The following is a 2876-nucleotide window of genomic DNA, read 5'->3' on the forward strand; positions in this document are numbered from 1 at the left end:
AGAAACTATAGTCAAAAGCGGCGGCTCCCGGAAACGGCAGTCGCCTTTTTTGTTAGATTTCAGGTTGAATTAAAAAGTTTTACCGGACACTAATAATTCTTTTTCAATAGTTTTTAATCTAGCCTCCTTCTTTGTTGTAAAATTTTTGTAATTTTGACCTGTTAGAGAAAGTTCTGTGCAAAGCCCTGTTTTCACATCCAAATCTTCAATGCTGGCTTTTTCAAGAAAGAGACACTCCTGTTCAAAATACTTTTTTGACTCGGCTATTAATTTTTTTTCTTTTGATACTATTTTCTTTAGATCGTTCGGTAAAAATTTCGAGGTTTCCATTTTGCTGACAAAAGCATTGTATTCATCAAATGAAGCGTTGTCCAGTGATGAAAAATCTCCTTGCAATAAGAATAGATTTCTGGGAGATTTATTTATATTAAAATTTGATTGTGCTTTTGCAATTCTGTCCCACTTTTTATAAAGGGCGTTCTTTGCTTTTGCTAAAATTTCTTTTGAATACATTTTTGTAAAGCCTTTCACAGGATTACAATTTCGAGTTGGATGGTTCAAATCAGGACAATGATTGTAAATTCCTCCTTGAGGACCTAGACCTTTTGCGTTGGAGGGCTTTTTTTCAAAGCAGTCTATTTCAAATTGAGCCGCCAATTGAATAAGATTCCAAATTTCTTTTGGGAGATTTGTTTCAAAGTAGCTAGTTTTCTTTTCCCAAACTTCAAAATATGGGAAGTTTTTCAACTTATCTTGCAGGTCTAGGTCCATATCTCTGCATACTTGATCATATACCGTAAAACATCCCAACCCATCACCGCATCCAATCAAACATCCCGCATTTTTGTCGCATCTAATATTCAATCCCATACATCCCAAATTTGCCCGTCCATTTCTTTTTTCACATTTAATTTTTTTTATATTAGAATTTCTTATCCCTGAATCTGTTGAAGACCATCCCCCCTTTGATAAAACGCCCTGGTTACATTGTGGTATAGATAAACAATCTCCCAGCGAGATTTCTTTGTTGAAGTCAACGGCCATTACCTGGCTCGTTAAAATGGCTACTAGCGCGAAGAGTTGTTTTTTCATTTTTCAGCCTCTTGTTCGTTATTATACCTTTTTTGGGATTAAAGTCTGTTGATGATTAGTTTAATAGCCAGGTCGCTTAATAATCCGTCTTTGTCAAGGAACTCATCCCATGTGAGAAAATCAAAGACTTCTGCAAAAGCTTCCTTGAACGAATCGTCTATCTCGAATAATTTTTCATTTGATGTTACACAATTTAGCGAGCTATCTTCGTTAATTTGCCTAATTTGTATCCACGAAAGATTGATATTTTGAGTAATTTCACGATCTCTATGTTTTACATCAGGTGCAATAAGACCATCTGCTTTTGTATGTACAAGTAAAACTGGCGCAACAGGAATTTCTCCACATACTGAATAAAAGCGCTTTAAATCAGGCTCGATTTTCAATTTAGAAATGTCCGTATTCCGTTGCCAAGATGTTAAGACGCGAATCGGCGTTTTTTCTGCAGAAGTGATGTAATCATGAAAATTCATGTTGTATCCCTTGTTGATTGTTTAAACTTTTAATTCTTTATGCACCGCACATTGAAGATGTCCCGTTCACAATCTCTAGTGCCTGTGAAAAAACATGCGAGAGAGTGTGTGCTCATAAAAACGCACAAATGGGCAAATACAGCATTTGCTTTCACTTTGATAAATTGAGTGTTCAATCCCATAACGCAAGCCTCGTTTTAGTTCAGAGGTCTGCTCTGTTATGCCTGAAAGTCAGCCAAATTTGTTAGGAAACAAAAAAGGCGTGAGGTTGCTTTTGTGCATACTGCATTCTGTGGCTCGGCAAAGCCTAATCAGTCAATAGACACAAACAACCCACGCCCCTAAGGGACGTGAGCAGTCTGCCCTATTCTCACTGATTAGAAATTTTGCCGATTTCAGAATGGAGAACGGAGCAAATACTCTCAAATTCTATAGCCGTCGATCTATGCAGATCGCCGTCGCCTAAAAAATAACTCATTAATTGAAAAATGTTACAGAAAATCTACAAAAAAGTGAGTTTTTTTCAAAGAAAGCGGATTTACGCCATTTTGTAGAACCAAACCGTCTTCCAACTTGGAATGGTATTGGCAAATTTGGGGCAAATAATGTATATTAAACCCAAGAGAGGTCCAAACATGTCGGAAACAGCCTTTGCAGAACTTGAATCGCAGGTGGAAGGATTGCCCTATACCCAACTAGAAGAACTCCAGTGGAAAATAGGTCTTCTTCTCATGGAAAAAAAGTCACAGAAAGCGCACGACATTTCTGGTTTGAAGAAGTATCTTGGCAACACCGACCTGGATATCGATCTCGACGCCCTGCGAGGTAGAAATGACCCTCGTTGATACTTCCGTATGGATCGACGGTTTTCGCGGTGGCGAAAGCAAGGAAGTTCTCAAAAAACTGATTGACAACGGCAGTATCTGCATTAACGACATCATTCTTGCCGAATTGCTCCCATCTATAAGGAAACGGGGCGAGACAGAGCTTGAAAATCTGCTAAACCTCCTACCGAAGGTTCCAATACAGATTGATTGGAACGGCCTTATCTACATGCAGACGGAAAACCTGAAGCATGGTATAAATAAGGTCGGCTTGCCTGATTTGATGATTGCTCAAAATGTCTTGCAGAATGGATTGACACTGTTCTCGCTGGATAGGCATTTCGAACTTATTGGGGATCTACTTCCCCTGCAACTGTATAAATAAAAACGAAGAATTTGTCCCTTTTTTAGTTGAAAATCCAGGTCTCCAACTGGTGTAAATCTAGGCTATTAGCGCTTCATTGTCAAGTAGTTTCATGCTCTTTTC

4 protein-coding genes are annotated in these 2876 nt (G+C 38.4%); 2 read left to right on the plus strand and 2 right to left on the minus strand.

Annotation, left to right across the window (positions count from 1 at the left end; all coding sequences use genetic code 11):
- Positions 1-69 precede the first annotated feature (69 nt).
- Positions 70-1092, minus strand: coding sequence for a hypothetical protein (locus BUB55_RS13650; protein WP_073192419.1), 1023 nt, complete (start codon positions 1090-1092; stop codon positions 70-72).
- 38 nt (positions 1093-1130) lie between these two features.
- Positions 1131-1565, minus strand: coding sequence for a hypothetical protein (locus BUB55_RS13655; RefSeq protein ID WP_073192421.1), 435 nt, complete (start codon positions 1563-1565; stop codon positions 1131-1133).
- A gap of 635 nt (positions 1566-2200) precedes the next feature.
- Here BUB55_RS13655 and BUB55_RS13660 point away from each other — a divergent pair.
- Both BUB55_RS13660 and BUB55_RS13665 read left to right on the plus strand, forming a co-directional pair.
- A complete protein-coding gene (locus BUB55_RS13660; RefSeq protein WP_143153091.1) occupies positions 2201-2410 on the plus strand; it encodes a hypothetical protein in 210 nt (69 codons plus the stop codon).
- On the plus strand, positions 2397-2774 hold the full coding sequence (locus BUB55_RS13665; protein ID WP_073192425.1) for a PIN domain-containing protein: 378 nt from the start codon (positions 2397-2399) through the stop codon (positions 2772-2774). Before BUB55_RS13660 ends, BUB55_RS13665 begins: the two co-directional genes overlap by 14 nt.
- Positions 2775-2876 lie beyond the last annotated feature (102 nt).

Origin of the sequence: Fibrobacter sp. UWP2, assembly GCF_900141705.1 — a bacterium.
In the GTDB taxonomy this organism is placed as follows: Bacteria; Fibrobacterota; Fibrobacteria; order Fibrobacterales; family Fibrobacteraceae; genus Fibrobacter.

Excerpts from the sequence above, each read along its gene's own strand:
- BUB55_RS13665 (WP_073192425.1), top strand. The coding sequence starts at position 2,397 with ATGACCCTCGTTGATACTTCCGTATGGATCGACGGTTTTCGCGGTGGC.
- BUB55_RS13655 (WP_073192421.1), bottom strand. The coding sequence starts at position 1,565 with ATGAATTTTCATGATTACATCACTTCTGCAGAAAAAACGCCGATTCGC.
- BUB55_RS13660 (WP_143153091.1), top strand. The coding sequence starts at position 2,201 with ATGTCGGAAACAGCCTTTGCAGAACTTGAATCGCAGGTGGAAGGATTG.
- BUB55_RS13650 (WP_073192419.1), bottom strand. The coding sequence starts at position 1,092 with ATGAAAAAACAACTCTTCGCGCTAGTAGCCATTTTAACGAGCCAGGTA.